The 17,351-nt window shown below is 34.0% G+C and carries 13 protein-coding genes and 2 pseudogenes; 5 read left to right on the plus strand and 10 right to left on the minus strand.

Annotation, left to right across the window (positions count from 1 at the left end; translation table 11 throughout):
- Positions 1 to 340: 340 nt before the first annotated feature.
- Entirely contained in the window at positions 341 to 964 is a 624-nt protein-coding gene (gene ccmA / locus OPR30_RS04430) for a heme ABC exporter ATP-binding protein CcmA (RefSeq protein ID WP_064085635.1), read from the plus strand.
- A gap of 62 nt (positions 965 to 1,026) precedes the next feature.
- Here ccmA and argS read toward each other — a convergent pair whose 3' ends face one another.
- From argS to OPR30_RS04445, 3 genes are all read right to left on the minus strand, one after another.
- The gene (argS, locus tag OPR30_RS04435) at positions 1,027 to 2,733 is read right to left on the minus strand and encodes an arginine--tRNA ligase (RefSeq protein WP_265030498.1); all 1,707 of its coding nucleotides are present in this window, start codon (positions 2,731 to 2,733) and stop codon (positions 1,027 to 1,029) included.
- A 171-nt stretch (positions 2,734 to 2,904) separates the two neighbouring features.
- A complete protein-coding gene (locus OPR30_RS04440; RefSeq protein WP_265030499.1) occupies positions 2,905 to 3,954 on the minus strand; it encodes a hypothetical protein in 1,050 nt (349 codons plus the stop codon).
- A gap of 85 nt (positions 3,955 to 4,039) precedes the next feature.
- A complete protein-coding gene (locus OPR30_RS04445; RefSeq protein ID WP_265030500.1) occupies positions 4,040 to 4,624 on the minus strand; it encodes a hypothetical protein in 585 nt (194 codons plus the stop codon).
- 157 nt (positions 4,625 to 4,781) lie between these two features.
- On the opposite strand from OPR30_RS04445, the gene OPR30_RS04450 reads away from it, so the two are divergent.
- A complete protein-coding gene (locus OPR30_RS04450; protein WP_265030501.1) occupies positions 4,782 to 5,048 on the plus strand; it encodes a hypothetical protein in 267 nt (88 codons plus the stop codon).
- Between the two features lie 346 nt (positions 5,049 to 5,394).
- Here OPR30_RS04450 and OPR30_RS04455 read toward each other — a convergent pair whose 3' ends face one another.
- Both OPR30_RS04455 and ubiE read right to left on the minus strand, forming a co-directional pair.
- Positions 5,395 to 7,092, minus strand: a complete 1,698-nt coding sequence (locus OPR30_RS04455; RefSeq protein ID WP_265030502.1) for an ABC transporter ATP-binding protein — start codon at positions 7,090 to 7,092, stop codon at positions 5,395 to 5,397.
- 174 nt (positions 7,093 to 7,266) lie between these two features.
- Complete coding sequence (gene ubiE, locus OPR30_RS04460; RefSeq protein ID WP_265030503.1) at positions 7,267 to 7,965, minus strand: bifunctional demethylmenaquinone methyltransferase/2-methoxy-6-polyprenyl-1,4-benzoquinol methylase UbiE; 699 nt, start codon at positions 7,963 to 7,965, stop codon at positions 7,267 to 7,269.
- A 176-nt stretch (positions 7,966 to 8,141) separates the two neighbouring features.
- Between ubiE and OPR30_RS04465 the strand changes: the two genes are divergently transcribed.
- The 3 genes and pseudogenes from OPR30_RS04465 (at position 8,142) to OPR30_RS04475 (ending at position 12,591) form a co-directional block, all read left to right on the plus strand.
- Complete coding sequence (locus OPR30_RS04465) at positions 8,142 to 9,269, plus strand: Bcr/CflA family efflux MFS transporter (protein ID WP_458694710.1); 1,128 nt, start codon at positions 8,142 to 8,144, stop codon at positions 9,267 to 9,269.
- Positions 9,270 to 9,347: 78 nt separating this feature from the next.
- Positions 9,348 to 11,348: an ankyrin repeat domain-containing protein gene (locus OPR30_RS04470; protein WP_265030505.1), complete on the plus strand. Its 2,001-nt coding sequence runs from the start codon at positions 9,348 to 9,350 to the stop codon at positions 11,346 to 11,348.
- 122 nt (positions 11,349 to 11,470) lie between these two features.
- Positions 11,471 to 12,591, plus strand: a pseudogene (locus tag OPR30_RS04475) (IS256 family transposase).
- A 19-nt stretch (positions 12,592 to 12,610) separates the two neighbouring features.
- On the opposite strand, the pseudogene OPR30_RS04480 reads toward OPR30_RS04475, so the two are convergent.
- The 5 genes and pseudogenes from OPR30_RS04480 to OPR30_RS04500 form a co-directional block, all read right to left on the minus strand.
- Positions 12,611 to 13,100 (minus strand): annotated as a pseudogene (locus OPR30_RS04480) (transposase).
- Between the two features lie 27 nt (positions 13,101 to 13,127).
- The gene (locus OPR30_RS04485; RefSeq protein WP_265030506.1) at positions 13,128 to 14,333 is read right to left on the minus strand and encodes an ankyrin repeat domain-containing protein; all 1,206 of its coding nucleotides are present in this window, start codon (positions 14,331 to 14,333) and stop codon (positions 13,128 to 13,130) included.
- Positions 14,334 to 14,583: 250 nt separating this feature from the next.
- The gene (gene ispG, locus OPR30_RS04490) at positions 14,584 to 15,864 is read right to left on the minus strand and encodes a flavodoxin-dependent (E)-4-hydroxy-3-methylbut-2-enyl-diphosphate synthase (protein WP_265030507.1); all 1,281 of its coding nucleotides are present in this window, start codon (positions 15,862 to 15,864) and stop codon (positions 14,584 to 14,586) included.
- A gap of 16 nt (positions 15,865 to 15,880) precedes the next feature.
- Positions 15,881 to 16,507, minus strand: coding sequence for a TRP75-related protein (locus OPR30_RS04495; RefSeq protein ID WP_265030508.1), 627 nt, complete (start codon positions 16,505 to 16,507; stop codon positions 15,881 to 15,883).
- A gap of 176 nt (positions 16,508 to 16,683) precedes the next feature.
- Entirely contained in the window at positions 16,684 to 17,241 is a 558-nt protein-coding gene (locus OPR30_RS04500; protein WP_265030509.1) for a hypothetical protein, read from the minus strand.
- Positions 17,242 to 17,351: the final 110 nt, after the last annotated feature.

Below are 17,351 nucleotides of genomic sequence, written 5' to 3' on the forward strand. Positions count from 1 at the left end.
GTTGTATAACCTGCTTTCTGGCATTAAACTTCTTAAGTGTTATAGTCAGTCAAGTATAAGGGTGTCATCCCAGTGCTTGACACTGGGATCCAGCTCTTCATGTAATCTAGTTAAAAATATTAATTTTAACATAAAGCAACTACTTTTATGCCAACCAGCTCAGCGTGCTTACTTAAAATTCCTGGATCCCAGTGTCAAGCACTGGGATGACACCATCTGCTACCTACAAACCCAATGTTCGTACAGTTGTATGTCAAACACTGACTGTTTGTTGTGCAAGCTATCCAATGTTCATACACTGAAGTGTTTAGGCTCCAAGTTCTCTTTAAAGGTCCAATAGATGCTTGAATGTAAAAATCTATCCTGTGCTCGTAATAACAAAGTATTATTTAAAAACCTCAATTTTAAAGCTGAGCCAAAATCAAAAATCTTAATCACTGGTCCAAATGGTAGCGGCAAAACCAGCTTAATCAGAAGTTTATCTGGACTCTTACCGCCAGTATCAGGCAATATAAGATACTGCGGAAAAGACATATATGATGATCCAAAATCCTTTATATCTTCCATGGTTTACGTAGGACATAAAAACGCCTGTAAAGATAGTTTAACAATTGGTGAAAACATAGAATTCTGGGCAAGAATACGGAACACTAGAGAATCAGTTATGGCAGCTGCTTATTGTTTAGAGTTGCAGCCTGTATTTAACATTAGATATGGTGAACTTTCTGCAGGCTGGAAAAGAAGAGTTGCGCTTGCTCGCCTTTTAATTTCTAATGCAAACATTTGGCTGATAGATGAACCATTCTGTAATCTTGATAGCACAACATGTGAATTAGTATTGAACCTAATCTCAATACGCTCTGAGCAGAACGGTACAGTAATTATTACAGGACATAGCTCTACAGAACAATTGTGTGACTTCAAGACAATCGACATACGTGATTTTAACAGACCTCTTGTATAATTTTTGGCCTTATTGTACTTACATCAATAATTTATTATCACATTTAATATTACGCATTAAAATTAACTCATCTCTTTCAAAGGCTCTATATTAAAAATCGAAAGTCCAGAAGCAATGACGTGTGCTAAGGCTTGGACGAGAAACATTCTTGCAGCGGTGAGATTTAAGTTATTCTCCAGTATAAACCGCATATTTAAATCACTTTTGCCATATCCCCATAAAACGTGAAACGCTTCTGCAACTTCAAGTAAGTAGAAAGTGATTCTGTGTGGCTCACAAAGCCTTGCAGATATTTCTACCACATCTGGCCACTTTGCTAAGGTTTTTATGAGGAATAGCTCCCCATCTGTCTTTAAAAGTGAAGGGTCTGCTGTTGGGAGCTCTTTTGGAGCATTACGCATTAACGAATGAGCACGGGCGTGCGCATATTGCACATAAAAAATAGGGTTGTCTTTTGACTGTTCTTTAACTTTAGCAAAATCAAAGTCCAAGACCATATCATTCTTGCGTGTTAACATTATAAAACGAGTTATATCCCTGCCAACCTCTTCCACTACATCCCTAGCTGTAAGAAAATTTCCTGATCTTTTCGACATCTTAACAGGTTTGCCATTTTCGAAGAAATTCACAATATTATGCAGTTTTACCTCTATCTTTGCTTGATCATCACTGAGCGCAGAGACAACTGCTCTAAGCCTTTTAATATAACCGCCATGGTCACTGCCGAGCTCTACGATCATATTGTTAAAACCACGTGATATCTTATCAAAATGGTAAGCAATATCCGATGCAAAATAAGTCCAGCTACCACCCTCTTTTTTTAGTGCGCGGTCAACATCATCACCAAATGTTGTAGAGCGAAATAACATTTCTTTTCTGGAAGTCCAACTTTCACTTTCTTTGCCTTTTGGTTTCTCCAGGTACCCTTCATACACTAGACCCTTGTCAGACAATATCTTTATACTCTCTTCGATTTTGCCATTTTTTTGTAGCTCATACTCTGAAGTAAAAATATCATGATTGACTCCAAGCAAGCTCATGTCCTCCTTTATGAGTTCTAAAATAGAACTTAAAGTATATTCTCTAATTATCTGGTTATCTTCCTCTGCTCTAAGCTCCTTTCCATATTTTTTAGCTAGCCCCTTCCCTATTGGCTTTAAATATTCACCTGGGTATAAACCTTTTTCGATGCTAATTTTCTCTCCCAGAGCTTCCTTATACCGCAAATATACTGACCGAATTAACGTATCTATCTGCGCTCCAGCATCATTGATATAGTACTCCTTAGTAACTTTATAACCAACTTTCTTTAGCAAATTTGCTAAAACATCACCAAACACTGCCCCTCTTGCATGACCAATATGCAGTGGACCGGTTGGATTTGCAGATACAAACTCAACATTGATGGCCTGATTGTTTCCAATGTTGAGAGTGCCAAACTCCTTTTTTAGCTCATTTATTTGTTTTAAAATCCCATGCCATACTTCCATTTTCAAGTGCATATTGATGAACCCAGGACCTGCTATTTCCACTTTTGCAACTTCATCAAAAGATTTAAATTCTTCTGCTAAGATCCCTGCAATCTCAACTGGATTCTTTTTTTCATGTTTTGCAAGCACCATAGCAACATTTGTATAGATATCACCATGTGCTCTATTGCTCGGAGGCTCTACAATAAAGTTTGTTGCATTCGTACTTATAACACCCCTTTGCTTCAACTCATTTAATTTACTAAAGATTAGAGAGGCAACCTGTTTAAAAATGTTCATTCACTATACTGCTGTAAAATCTATAGCAGTATAGCGAATAAGTGGGGCTAGTTAAAGGTTTATCTAATGTAATCTACATTGCAGTTTTCTGTAATTCCTGGTCCAGATACTAATTGTATATTATTTCTAATATAAGCTTTTCCTTGCTCAAGTGAGCCAGGAAAAATGTAGTTATACCAAGTCATTGCCGGAATGAGAATAAGAAGAAAGTAGCTCATTTTGAATTTCAGAGTAGTAAGAGTTTTCTAGATTATTAGAAGTTGTCGACAGGTTGTCACCATCATCCTCAGTTTTATCATCCTCAGTTTTATCATCCTTAGTTTTATCATCCTCAGTTTTATCATCCTTAGTTTTATCATCTTCAGTTTTATCATCCTTAGTTTTATCATCTTCAGTTTTATCATCTTCAGTTTTATCATCCTTAGTTTTATCATCCTTAGTTTTATCATCTTCAGTTTTATCATCCTTAGTTTTATCATCCTTAGTTTTATCATCCTTAGTTTTATCATCTTCAGTTTTATCATCCTTAGTTTTATCATCCTTAGTTTTATCATCTTCAGTTTTATCATCCTTAGTTTTATCATCTTCAGTTTTATCATCCTTAGTTTTATCATCCTTAGTTTTATCATCTTCAGTTTTATCATCCTTAGTTTTATCATCCTTAGTTTTATCATCTTCAGTTTTATCATCCTTAGTTTTATCATCCTCAGTTTTATCACTAATCTTAAACTTAAGACTTTTCTCTAGTTCATTCTTAATACTTTCTTTTATCTCATCCTTAGTATCATCACTAATCTTAAACTTAAGACTTTTCTCTAGTTCATTCTTAATACTTTCTTTTATCTCATTCTTAGTCTTACCACTAATCTCAAACTTAAGACTTTTCTCTAGTTCATTCTTAATACTTTCTTTACTTTCTTTTAGCTCATTCTTAGTCTTATCACCAATCTCAAACTTAAAACCTTTTTCTAGTTCATTCTTAATATTTTCTATCAGTTCATTTTTAGTCTTATCATCAATCTCAAACTTAAAACATTTTTTCAGTTCATTCATAGTGTTATCATCAATCTTACACTCAAGATCTTTACCACATTTATCATGAATCAACTTATTCTTATTAATTTTACAATCATCCAACTTTGTAAACAAATTAACTCTTACCATATCATTTACATAACATGTATTATTTGGCATTGGATGAGTATAGACGCTTTTAAACATAAAATAACTCCATCAGTAAATAAATTTATCAAACAATTAAACATAGAATAATGTGTGTACTAACAATACACACATTGTATTACTTTTATAGAAAATAAATATTTCCTTCTGCTGGTGTATTGTAGGTAGAAAGAAAGGCTGCAGCACTTTGAGAATCTATTATAGAACCGTTTATTATTTCTACACATTTATCACATTCAGAATTGTCTTCACAGCTACCCGCAAGTTTACCATCTACAACCTTAAGATTATTTTTAGAATTCTGAATAATCTTTGCACACTCTTTAAACTTGTAGCCTGTTGGATCTTTGGTCTTAACATCAAGGATATCATCAGTTATTGGGTTAACCGTTATTGCAAGCTTTGAAAAATCAACGACTGTTTTAGATTCAGGTTCAGGTTTAACTTGTGGACAAGGTGGACAAGCAGGAGCAGGTGGACAAGCAGGAGCAGGGGGACAAGCAGGAGCAGGGGGACAAGATGGTATATTTATATCGGGAAGCTGTATATTTAACTCAAGTCCATTATCGTACGGGTTAAATCGATTATGGTCACATGGATCAAAGTTATGATACCATGGATTGAATTTATGATGATTTCGTGGATCAATCATCCAGCCCTTACGTGCGGAAGTACAAGGGTCTATACATGAAGAAAAATTGTAAGTCATAAAAATCCTAAAAAAAATAACTATCTTATTATTATAAGATAAAAAAGTTAACGATTTCATAACTTTAATGCTAAATTAGCATATACAAATATAATACATTTAAAATACGACTTTAACATAGGAGATATTGAAACTAAAAAGCTTTGCCAGCAAAATAATGCTAAGATTTCAAGAAAAAGCTGTCAGTAGTCAAATTAGTTGTGTTAATTTTGGTAGAACTGCTATAGCCACTGCAAATGACAAGCAAGCATCTGTTTATTATATTTTTAAGCAAAATGTGAAGCACATGGTTTCCCATGTGCTATTCGAAGTACGTGTAGCAAGAGTGGCAGCACATATATTTGTAAGTGATCCAAACTTAGCAAAAATAATCAAATGTCTCACAATAAGGGTTATGATATATGTCATAATGGCTATTATATGAGTTAAAATGATTATGGCACGAATTAGTAGCACAAGGTACAAATGTAGGTGGACAAGATTGTGCACAATTCGATACTGGTGCTTGTAAAGCTGGTGGTAAATTATAAGCCATACTTGATACCGGTGCTTGTAAGCCTGGTACTGGCGAATTATAAGCTGTGTTCAATACTGGTACTGGTAAACTATGAACCATAGATTGTAGCTTTGGCAGATTATTGTAAAACATAACGATCCTTAAAAAATACTATGATATTATTATAAGTTAAAATCATTAAAGATTTAATAACTTAATTGCTAAATCTAGTATAGAGACTAATGTTACGATTTAAATTTTCCTTCAGTTTTTACTATATCTTCACCAATTTTGCATACAGCCCATCTTTACTCATTAGAGAATCATGAGTCCCTACTTCTTCTACTTTTCCGTGATTAATTACTATAATCTTGTCAGTTTTGAGTGCGGTTGATAGCCTGTGCGTAATTATAATTGTTGTTCTGTTTTGCATTAATTTGCTCAGTGCTTTTTGCACGAGGTTCTCACTTTTATAATCAAGGGCAGAGGTTGCTTCATCCAGTATTAAAACCTGAGGATTTTTCAGTATTGCTCTTGCTATTATAATACGTTGCTTTTGTCCTTCGGAAAGCTTTAGTCCTCTTTTTCCTACAAATGTATCAAATTTATCCGGCAGCTTATCAATAAATTCCATTGCATACGCACTGATAGCTGCTCGCTTCACTTCTTCATATTCAGCACCCGGTTTGCCGTATAGTATATTTTCCATTATTGAGCAAGAAAATATCATGTGATCTTGTGGTACTAAGCCAAACAGCGATCTTAGATCATTTAGCGCAATTGTCTTAATATTCTGTCCATCGATAGTAATACTGCCTTCACTTGGATCGTGAAAACGGAGCAGAAGCTTTAAAATGGTGCTTTTACCACTGCCAGATGGTCCAACAATTGACACTGCTTGACCTGCCTCTATAGAAAATGATACGTTATTTAATGCTGGCTTATCAGCATAAAAAAATGTTACATCATTAAACGAAATTCCTTTTTGAACACTATTGATCCTTATAGGATTATCACTATCTAATATAGAGCTTTTCATGTTCATAAATTCAAATAAACGCTCTGCAATTCCAAGACCTCGTTGCAAATCACTGATGTTATCGCTTAGATTGTTTACAGCCCCTGAAGCAAGCGCTGAATAAAACACAAATGAGGAGAGTTCTCCAATGGTCATATTATTACTTAAGACTTCTTTTATTCCAAAAAAAAGCAAAATAACTAGCGAACCTATCACACACGTGATAACTAGAGTTACTAAAATAGCACGCAAGAGTACTAATTTTTCGTATGATTTTGATACTGAGTTTAGATGTTTCTGAAAACGAATTTTTTCATTTTCTTCTAGTACAAATGATTTAATGGTTACTATAGATCTAAAATTTTCCTCACTAAATGATGCAAGCTCACTTAATTTATCCTGAGCAAAGCGTGCATAATTGCGAACTTTTTTTCCAAGTGAAGTCATGATAATGAGCAGTATGGGTATTATTGCAGCTGCATATGCGGTTAAATGTAGATTTGTGTATAACAGCATTGCAACACTACCAGTTAGTACCACTGCATTCCTCAATATTGTCAATAAGCTGCTGTTTATTATCGATTGCAATGCAGAGGTATCAGTAATGAGTGCTGAGATAACATCTTGCACACCTGTATTCTCAAAGAAACTTGGTTGTAAATCAGTAATACTGCTATATAAGTCATATCTAATTCTTGCGACAACTTTTTCGCTGCCAATGCCAATGAAATATAACCGAATAAATGCAGTGAAAGAAATGCCTAAAACTATCAGTATTGCAACTACGAGCTTGGTAGTAAAGTTATGCTCTGCGCCAGAATCAATTATGTTGCTTAAGCCCCTACCAAAAAGAAGAATCGTTAAAGCTGAAAATAGAACTGCAATAAAAGCTACGGTAAAATAATGTAGACTAGGTTTTATATAGTAAAATAGCTGCTTAATGTTAGATCGCATTTTATTTTAAAGTTAAGTATTTAGCTTCAGGAAAAAGTTACAATATTAGTTTACAGTGTACTTCGTTAGAGCAATACGTTCAAGAAACTTTAGCTTGATTTCTACTGAAGAAAAAACGCTGCGAAATTACAGAAAGTTAGCAAAAAAACTACTGAATAGACCAGAGTTTAATATTCATTTTGTTCCAATATGTAATGCTACTATTCCATAACTCATATTATAGAACTCAACATTCTTAAAGCCTATCTCTTCAATTTCCATTTTAAAATTAGTTTGAGTTGGAAATTCTCTGATGCTTTTCACTAAATATTCATAAGAACCCTTATCTTTAGCAACTATGCTACCAATTTTAGGAATTACTTTAAATGAGTATAAGTCATAAAATTTGGTGAATATCTCATTTTGATAATGCATAGGGGCAAATTCCAAGCAGACAAATTGTCCATTTTGCTTCAATACCCTATATGCTTCACTTAAAGCCTTCTTACGGTCGGAAAAGTTTCGAATACCAAAAGCTACTGTATAATAATCAAATTCGGAATCTTCAAATGGTAAGCTCTCTGCATTTGCACATACCCAATTGAAATTTAGCTGATTTGAATTTATTGCTTTATCACGCCCTTTGTCCAGCATGTTTTGATTTATATCACATACTGTAACTTGAGTACTTGGTTCACCTCTTGCTATTCTTATAGCTATATCTCCGGTTCCTCCAGCAATATCCAAAACCTTGGAGTTCTTTTTAAAATGCACACTACTTACCATCTTCTCTTTCCATAGCCTGTGCATTCCAAAACTCATTATATCATTCATGATGTCGTAGCAATTTGCTACAGAATCGAAAACCTCTTTAACTAGTTGTGATTTATCCATATTTTATATAGAGATTGCTTACATAATTATTTTAAACTTTAGCAGTTAAATTAATATACTAATGAGAAAAATATACTACAATTAAACATATTTAATCCAGTAAATCATTAGTGTCGACAGCTTTTTCACAAAATATCATCTCTCTTATTATGATATTATCTGTAGCAGTTGTTGATATGGCAACAGACTTATACTCAGTTGCATTGCCAAGTATTGCCAACTATTTTAAGGTGAAAGGTAATATAGCGCAGCTTACGATCAGTTTAAATTTATTAGGAATTGCAATATCTGGATTAATTTATGGCCCATTGTCAGACTATTATGGTAGGCGCCTAATAATGCTTATTGGTATGACAATTTTTACTTTGGCAAGTATTGTATGTTGCATAGCTGATAATATTATACTTTTAATATTAATCCGTTTTATACAAGGAGCTGGAGCTGGTGTTGCAGGCGTTGTCGGATATGCAGCAATCAGGGATATGTACTCAGGTAGTGAATACTCAAGAGTAATCTCAAAGTTAAATATGGTAGTAGCACTTTCACCTGGAATAGCTCCAGTGGTAGGCAGTTATATAATTTCACATGGATATAGTTGGAAATTTTTGTTTTTTATCATATCATTTGCAGCAATTGTTATGCTCATTTTTATTTACTTGAAGCTGCAAGAAACGCTCACTGTAAATAAAAATCAAACCAACATAGCCATCAATATCTTCAAGCAATATATATCAATATTCAGGAATTATCGTTTCCTTGGGTTTTCAGCCATTCATGGATTAACTTTCATGTGGCTTTGGGCATACATTGCTAACTATCCGTTCATATTTGAATCAATGGGTATTGAAGTACAATATTTTGGCTATCTCATATCAATCATAGTCATATTTTACGTAATCGGCACTTTAATTAACAGAAGGTACGTACCAAAAATAGGAGTGAGCAAGATGCTAATCATAGGTTTGGTATTACCAATAATATCTGATGGTTTATTGGTATATTTTTATTTCATGAACAAATTGAACGTACTTATTCTTCAAGTTCTTTGGATTCCAAGCAATATAGGACTTGCACTCGTAATCAGCAATAACGTAACTTCTGCTTTAGAAACGGTCAAAAGTATAGGGCTTGGTAGTGCAGTTCTCTCATTTTGCAATATGATGTTTGGGGCTGTTGGAATATACATAGTAGGAAAATTCTTTTCTTATGGCATTTTACCAAATTTACTATTAACAGTTGTATGTTCTATAATTGCAATTCTTATATATAGTTTACTTAAATACACTGAAAAACACGAAGGATAATCATTATTTCTACAACCAAGAGTTCATGAATTATTAACTACCTTACTATAGTAATGCAATTTTATAGAGAAGTGTTAAATGAATTATTCAATCAGAAATATAGATGCTGCTTTACTTGATGCTGCTAAAAGAGGTGATCTTAATGAAGCAAAGCGCCTAATAACTGAAGAAGCTGATGTTAATGCATATGATGTATCTCAAGGTAATTCTCTATATTGGGCTGTTAAAAATAATCATTCTGATATAGCAAAAGTTCTATTAGATAATGGAGCAGATTTTATTGCTTATGACTCTTCTCGAGAACGCCACGTGTTAAATAAATACGAAGAAGTAAAAGCTGAGCATTGTAAGGTTTCTCTACATCTGGCTGCCAGACTTGGCGACTTGAAAGCAGTAGAAGACCTATTAAAGAAAGAAGCAAATGTTAATACAAAAAATGATAAAGGACAGACTCCTTTAGATTTAGCTAAGACAGAAGAAATAAAAAATCTATTACAAAGCATAAAAGATGCCAATGACAAATTGCTTGAAGCTGCTAAAAGCGGTAATATTGATGATGTAGAAAATCTGTTAAATAGAGAAGAAAAAGTACAGGTTAACGCAGAAAATGAATTTGAAGAGACCCCTCTACACTTATCTGCTCAAAATGGACATAAAGACGTAGTGGAATTTCTACTCAGCAAAGAAGCAAAAATTGATGCAAAAAATGAATTTGAAGAGACTCCTCTACATTTGGCTGCTCAAAATGGACATAAAGGTGTAGTAGAATTTCTATTCAGTAAAGGAGCAAAGGTTGATGCACAAAGTGATGATCTAAGCACCCCTTTACATTTTGCTGCTAAATATGGACATAAAGACGTAGTAGAATTTCTACTCAGCAAAGGAGCAAAGGTTGATGCACAAAGTGATGATCTAAGTACCCCTTTACATTTTGCTGCTAAAAGTAGATATAAAGATACAGAAAAGATAGTAAAATTTCTACTTGATAAAGAAGCAAACGTTAATGCACAAAATAATGCAGGAGAAACCCCTTTACATTTAATTCTTCAAAAAATAGACCTAGATATAGATACAGATAAATTCTACACTCTACTGAACAAAAAAGGCATCAATGTTAATCTAACAGATAAAAATAAAGAGACTCCTTTGCATTTTTTTTTAAAAAAGAAAGCGATGGAGATACCTGAATTGGACGATCTACTGAAAGTAGAAAGTATCAATGTTAATTTACAAAATATAGATGGAAAGACTCCTTTACACCTGGTAATTGAAAAAAACAACTGGAATACATTACCTAATGTATCGTGGAGCCGTGAAAAGATGGTCGATATTCTAATAGAAATGAAGGCAAATGTTAATGCAGTAGATAAGGATGAGAGGACTCCTTTACATTGGGCTGCAGGATATGGTAGAAAAGAGATAGTAAAAGCTCTAATAAACGCAGAAGTAAATGTTAACGCAGTAGATAAGGATGAGAGGACTCCTTTACATTGGGCTGCAAACTATGATAGAAAAGAGATAGTAGAAGCTCTAATAAACGCAGAAGCAAATGTTAATGCACAAGATAAATATGGAAAGACTCCTTTAGATTTAGCTAGCACAGAAGAAATAAAAACTCTATTACTAAAACCCCCCAAAAAAATTGATGACAGTATAGCATCAAAAGATAATGAAGTAGGTCAAGAGGAAGATGTTGGACAAGAAGGTAATGTCCAACCAGTTACACAAGAGCAAGACCCAAAGGAAGAACAACAGGAGATCAGTGCAGAAGAAGAAAGTGATGTAAAAATTGAAGCTGCTGATAATGGACATTCTATTGACATAACACTTACACAAAATGGTGTTAGTCCACGAAGTGAATCATCAACAAATGAAGAACAGCCAAGCTCTTTTTTTAGTAACTTGTTTAGTATACTTATGAAGCCTTTTTCTTTAATAGGGTCATTTTTTGGTAATTTCTTTTCATGGTTGTTTGGATCTGATGAACCATCAACTGAATCTGATCAAATAATTGCACCAAGTAACTCAGGAGGAGAGGAGCTAACAAACTATCAAGAGGGTGATCATAATATTATATAATAGATTTCTTGCATAACTGGAATGCAAAGAAAAATCAGTTTCAAGTGGCCCGGGAGTGTTAAATAAACTGTGTCAAACCGAGAAGTAAAGTAATAAATTGATAAAAAAATGGAGGTTTGACAATGAGTCAAGCAAACAGAACTACCGGTTTGGTAGACTATAAAGAATTAGAAACAAATATCTTATCATCTATACGAGAAGGAAGACCATTGACGGAAAGAGATGGAGCATTAACACCATTTATAAAAAAACTGCTAGAGGGAAGGCGAGATAGAAAACCATTTGTCGGCTGAAAGCGAAGAAAACAACCGAAGAAATTCAAAGACTTTACGGACAAGTATTTGAACTATTGACACCAAGAGATAGAGAAGGAAGTTTCGAGCCACAAGTAGTCAGAAAAAGGCAAACAAACCGAACTTGAAGCAAAGGTTTTAAGTACATATGCCAGTGGCATGGGATATAGCATCGCATGTAGAAGAAATATAAAATATCTGCAGCAGAGATATCAAGTATTACTGACAAATTGTTACCGGTAATCAACGAATGGCGCAGTCGTCCGCTGCAATCTGTATATCCAATAGTGTTCATGGTTTTTTAAGGTCAAGGAGGACGGGCATTGTGTAAGCAAATGTATGTATAACATATTAGCAAAATGGCAGAAAAGAAGTTTTGGGTTTTTATTTGGCTGAAAGTGAAGTTCTGGTTGGGAGTACTAAATGACCTAAAAGAGAGAGGAGTAGATGATATTCTGATAGCTTGTGTTAAAAAGCTTTCCTAAAGCTATAAACAGTGTATTTCCTAAAGCAGAAATGTATAGTACATCAGATAAGAAATTCACTGAAATATGCATCGAGCAAAAGTTTTCATGAATGATTTGAAAAAAACATATCAAGTAGAGAAATTGCCGAGAATTATTTACTTGAACTGGAGGAAAAATGGGGAGAAAAATATCCGTTGGTTTTGGGAGAATAATTGGGAAAATTTGTCTAGTTATTTAAAATATTCTGGCCCTGTAAGAAAATTAATTTATACCACAAATCCTATTGAGGGACTACATAGACAGATCAGAAAATTTACTAAAACCAAGGGCTCATTTACTAGCACAAATGCCTTGTATAAACAGGCATATTGTGCTATAAAAAAGGTAAGAGAAAAATGGACTATGCCTATACATGATTGGGCTTTAACTATCTCTCAACTTGATATCTTTTTTCCTAGTAGGTTAAAAATTGAGTTGAACTAAAAATGCGATTTGACACAGTTTATTTAACACTCCCAACTTGTCCGGGAATTGATAAACTCAAGCATATTTCTCTCCTTAACATAACTCTACTCATAGCCAGATATATGAAATTTTCAGTGAGTAAATCTTATTCTTTCGATAGTCTTCTATTCCTAAAGCAAAAGTCCTTTCTACAACCCACCTTCTTGGCTGTACTTTAAACCCCTCATTGGTAGTAGCTAAGGCGGTGTGTCTTTGTTGACTTAGAACCTACATGAAGGCCTTTTGACAATCTCAATATCCATACCATATTCTTCCTTTATATGATTTTTTAAATTTTCTCCTTGGTATCCCATCACATAGTAAATACCGCCATTTACACCTGTACACAATACATAGAAAATTGCTTCTAATATTTCTCTTTTGCTATACTTTGACGACCTTCCTCCTTTCCTGTATGATACTCTGGAGTAGCTTTCTATTCTTGTCCATTCCTTTTGACTTAGGTCTGCTGGATGCTTTTTTCTCATCTTTACCCAGCACTAAAACTTTAGATATTATAGCCTTTTACTAATCTCTGGACAAGCTCTAGCTTCGGTAAACTCAGTAGAAGGTTCTTTTGCAAAAAATGCAGCATGTACAGCATTTTTAATAAAAAAACATGCAGCAAGTGCAAATATTGCTGTCGGTACATAGCGCAAAGGAGAAGCTATACTAAAAAAAGTAGCAGAAGCGACGATTAAGCAACAACAAGTCAGTATCGTTTGATCACGTAGATAACGTCCATCAACTCCACCGTACTCAGCCATCAACCTTTTAACTTTATCATTGTTACCGTATGGCAGAGTAAGCGTTTTAATCAAATTCATTACACAATTATTAGTGAAATATGGAGCACACTCTATAACTCTGGAGCCATTAACCTTCTGATTAGGATCTGCACCATACTTTAGAAGCAACTCTACATATTTTTCGCGTTTATCGTTGTCACAATTGATTGCTTGATATAATGGACCTCGACCATTTTCATCTAACATATTAGGATTAGCACCATATTTCAAAAGTATTTCCATAGTATGATCATCATCACACAAAAACGCTTCAAACAACGGATTTTTACCATTTCTATCTAACATATTAGGATCAGCACCATATTGTAACAATAACTCTACAATTCTGCTGTCATCGAGAACCATATAATAGTGTAACGAAGCTTCATTATGTAATAGCTTTATATTAGGATCAGCACCATTTTCTAAAAGAAGTTTCAAAATACTATAATTTCTTGAATCTTTAGCTTGCATTAAAGCAATAGATAATGGAAAGTAAATACAAATAAGTTCTTCATTGATGTAGTCACCAAATCTTCCATCTTTACTGCTTTTGAATTTGGGAAAAAGCTTTTCAAGAAACTTTATATCCTGATTGTAGAGAGCCCTACTTAAGTAAAACCTCAAATCTTCAGGCGAATTAATTCCATTTAAATTTCCGTCAGTTAGATTTTTAACCCCTTCTATATTTTCCTTAGTGAGAAATTCATATGCAGTACCTAGCTTTTTAAATTTCTCCTCATTTTGTTTCTTTACAGCTTCTGAATGTTTATCAGGATGATATTTCAAGGCTAATTTTCTATACGCTGATTTAATTTCTTGTTCACTGGGCACATCGCTTGATTCAAAACCTAATATTTTTAAAGCTTCCTTTCTACTTACAATAAATTCCCCACTGAAATATGTTAAATTAAACGTAACCCAAAATTTCAAAAAGTAAAGCTTTTATGTCAAATTGCATCTATTTCATAACTGTACAAATATTGTAGATCAGGAAACTTCAGTCCTTGATACTGGAATAACATCTCTATACTACTCCGGGCCAATCTAAATATTAAGAAATTTACCATATAAAAAAAAGGCAGAAGAAACCCTATTATCTATTTTTTAAATTTACGTTCTTTATTGTCTCATTTGACGTTCACTAAACAGAATGTAGTCTAAGTACAAACTTGTGAAAGGCTTATGTGTAATGCTTCTCCACATAATCACTAATAATTTCCTTAAATTCTTCAAAAATATTATCACCTTGTAAAGTTTTGAAATATTTGCCGTCTTTGTAGACTGCTGAAACAGGTTTTTCTCCATACCCAGGCAGGCTGATCCCCAGATTTGCATGTTTGCTCTCTCCAGGACCATTTACTATGCATCCCATAACAGCAACGTTCATATACTCTACACCAGGATTCTTTTTCTTCCATACCGGCATATGAGTTTTTATGTAGCCATTTACTTCCTCAGTTAATATACGAAAACGATCGCTACTTGTGCGTCCACAACCAGGACATGAACTCACCTGAGGGTTAAAGTAGCGCAAACCTATAGACTGCAGTATTTCCTGACATACTACCACCTCATTAGTGCGTGATTCACCAGGGCGCTGAGTTAAAGAAGCCCGGATAGTGTCTCCAATACCATTTTGCAATAAATAAGTAAGCCCTGCTGTGGTATTTACTACGCCTTTGTTACCCATACCAGCTTCGGTTAAACCCAAATGCAGCGCATAATTGGAAGATTTTACAAGTGCAGTATAAACTAAAATTAAATCTTGCACTCTACTGACTTTACATGAAATGATTATTTTCTCTGCATTAAGGCCAATCTTTTCAGCTTTTTTTGCACTACCAAGAGCAGACATTACAAGCGTCTTACGTAATATAACATCAGAAGTTTTTGGATTACTAGATAAGGAGTTTTCATCCATTAATTTTTGTGAAAGGTACTTATCAAGACTACCCCAATTTACTCCAATTCTGACAGGAAGATCATGCGTTATTGCATACTCTATAATTTTTTCAAATTTTTCATCACGTTTATCACCAAAGCCTATATTACCTGGATTTATCCTAATTTTACCCAGAATTTTAATGTTGTCTGGATAATCCTGAATCAGCCTGTAGAGCTCATATTGTCCACAGCCTACTAATATCTTACCATCAAAGCCTTCTTTATTTATTTCCTCTACTATATAAGGTATTGCTTTTGCTACTTCCTCTGAGTTCAAAGCAATTCGCACCAATTCTGAACCTGCATGCGCTAGTTCTATTACTTCTTTTGCATATTTCTGAGCACTGCTTTTTATGTTGTCAGAATCTATATGTGCACCAAGTGCCATGGATTGAACAACTATAGGATTATTTCCACCTATCTTCACTTGTCCAACTTTTACAGTATGAGTTTTATGCCTGGAAACCGGCGATGACTCATATGCATCATCACTCAATGTCAGGTCTCTATCTAGCATATTATTAATCGTGACACTATTTTACTGTGTCAACTACACTGCCAAATGAACTTGAGCCATTTAAACTATGCTGTGGTGTTCTATTTAGATCAGTAATAGAATCATGAGAGCACGTTCTTCTTGATGGACTTTCTTTTATAGTAACATTTATAGGGGAAACTTTTTTTTCTCGTGTTGAAGTAACTTTTTTCCCTTTTTGTTGTTCACTTTTATGCTGCTTACTTTCATACTGAGAAACTGGCTCTTGATCTATAAATACAGCACCCTTTAAACGTGCAAGATTAATACCATGCTGATTGATCATAGCATCCTCCCCATCTTCAACTATGCAAGCTCCCACGTTGTTTGGCTCGTTATCAAGGCTAGCAATTTTTTTTTCTTTTAATTTTTTGATTAGATCTTCTTTATTTATAGCTAGATCTTGTAACTTTTTTTTCTTGAGGAGCTCCCTACGCTTCTCATACAGTTTATATGACTCAGCAAAATCCTCGTCTGCATGAAAGTTTGTACCACCAGGGTTACCAGGAGGTATGTACCTCTTACTGAACTTTACATTAGACTTCGCTTCAACATTATGTACAGTAAAGAAACTAGAAACCAAAAGTATTAATATAAATAAAACTTTAGAAAAGATCTTAAGCATACTATAGTGAATATTGCACTTTAAAAGATACCAATTAACAAACTTCAAGTAAATCAGAATCTCTACCAACTTTATAATACAAACATCTTTCTAAAAAATTTACTACCAAAACCTACATAATCTAAAGGAAATTTAAGGTGTTACAAATTTTACGTAACACCCTTTCAAGAAGAGCATTACACTCTTCCTTGCTGTAAGTTATTCTTCAGTTTTTCGGTATCATTCACATTATTAAACTTTCCGCTTGGCATATCTTGAAACAATTCGTTTTTCTTCTCTTTATCAAGCTTAACTCCCTGATAGATACAGAATGCAACAAAACTAGTTACAGCTATTGCAGCAACAGCACTGACTATGGCACAAGTTAGTATTGCTTGTTCTTGTCCCCCTACCATGTCTGCAAATGTTTCTACTTTTTCTTCTAAGCCTGTAAATTTTTCTTGCAAGCCGCTTAAGTGCTCTTGCATAGCTTGAAACTGCTCAGTACCAATCTTGTCTTCTAATGCACCAAAAACTTTTTCAAACTGCTCAACATCTATCTTTTGAGCTTCTTGCCACTCTTTTAATGCACTAAATACCTCTTCAAACTGTTTAGCATCTATCTTTTGAGCTTCTTGCCATTCTTTTAATGCGCTAAATACTTCTTGAAACTTTTTAGCATCAATATTTTGACTTTCCTGCAATGCTGTTACATCCGATTTATCAAAACCGAATACAAATTTGGTTATACCCATTTTTAACCCCCTAGCTAATTAATATATTACTATTGTACGTTTTTAGTAGTTAATTTAGTATTAAACACTATACAACTGGGATCCAATAAGAAATATCTGGTCATGCGCTG

The organism is Wolbachia endosymbiont (group B) of Athalia cordata (assembly GCF_947251845.1).
In the GTDB taxonomy this organism is placed as follows: Bacteria; Pseudomonadota; Alphaproteobacteria; order Rickettsiales; family Anaplasmataceae; genus Wolbachia.

Coding starts and splice junctions, on each gene's coding strand:
- argS (WP_265030498.1), bottom strand. CDS start 2,733: ATGAACATTTTTAAACAGGTTGCCTCTCTAATCTTTAGTAAATTAAAT.
- ubiE (WP_265030503.1), bottom strand. CDS start 7,965: ATGGATAAATCACAACTAGTTAAAGAGGTTTTCGATTCTGTAGCAAAT.
- OPR30_RS04495 (WP_265030508.1), bottom strand. CDS start 16,507: ATGCTTAAGATCTTTTCTAAAGTTTTATTTATATTAATACTTTTGGTT.
- ccmA (WP_064085635.1), top strand. CDS start 341: ATGCTTGAATGTAAAAATCTATCCTGTGCTCGTAATAACAAAGTATTA.
- OPR30_RS04465 (WP_458694710.1), top strand. CDS start 8,142: ATGGCAACAGACTTATACTCAGTTGCATTGCCAAGTATTGCCAACTAT.
- OPR30_RS04455 (WP_265030502.1), bottom strand. CDS start 7,092: ATGCGATCTAACATTAAGCAGCTATTTTACTATATAAAACCTAGTCTA.
- OPR30_RS04445 (WP_265030500.1), bottom strand. CDS start 4,624: ATGACTTACAATTTTTCTTCATGTATAGACCCTTGTACTTCCGCACGT.
- OPR30_RS04500 (WP_265030509.1), bottom strand. CDS start 17,241: ATGGGTATAACCAAATTTGTATTCGGTTTTGATAAATCGGATGTAACA.
- OPR30_RS04470 (WP_265030505.1), top strand. CDS start 9,348: ATGAATTATTCAATCAGAAATATAGATGCTGCTTTACTTGATGCTGCT.
- OPR30_RS04440 (WP_265030499.1), bottom strand. CDS start 3,954: ATGTTTAAAAGCGTCTATACTCATCCAATGCCAAATAATACATGTTAT.
- ispG (WP_265030507.1), bottom strand. CDS start 15,864: ATGCTAGATAGAGACCTGACATTGAGTGATGATGCATATGAGTCATCG.
- OPR30_RS04450 (WP_265030501.1), top strand. CDS start 4,782: ATGCTAAGATTTCAAGAAAAAGCTGTCAGTAGTCAAATTAGTTGTGTT.